The 224-nt window shown below is 67.0% G+C and carries 1 protein-coding gene; it reads right to left on the bottom strand.

Annotated features, from left to right (window positions below; genetic code table 11):
* On the bottom strand, nt 1-224 hold a 224-nt coding region (locus tag IF61_RS33100), incomplete at both ends, for a carboxyl transferase domain-containing protein (RefSeq protein WP_043191821.1).

Raw genomic sequence — 224 nt, 5'->3', positions numbered from 1 at the left:
GAGACGCCCTCCTGGATACGGGCACCCGCACCGTCGTTCAGCGACACCAGCGGCGCACCCGCCGCGATGGCCATGTCCATGATCTTGTGGATCTTCGTGGCGTGGGCCTCGCCCAGCGCACCGCCGAAGATCCGGAAGTCGTGCGCGTAGACGAACACGGTCCGCCCGTGCACCGTCCCCCAGCCCGTGATCACACCATCGGTGTACGGCTTCTTGCTCTCCAG

The organism is Streptomyces roseoverticillatus, from assembly GCF_000719265.1.
Taxonomy (GTDB): Bacteria; Actinomycetota; Actinomycetes; order Streptomycetales; family Streptomycetaceae; genus Streptomyces; species Streptomyces roseoverticillatus.
The sequence above is the reverse complement of the archived record's forward strand: the minus strand, read 5'-3'. Positions and strand labels throughout refer to the sequence as shown.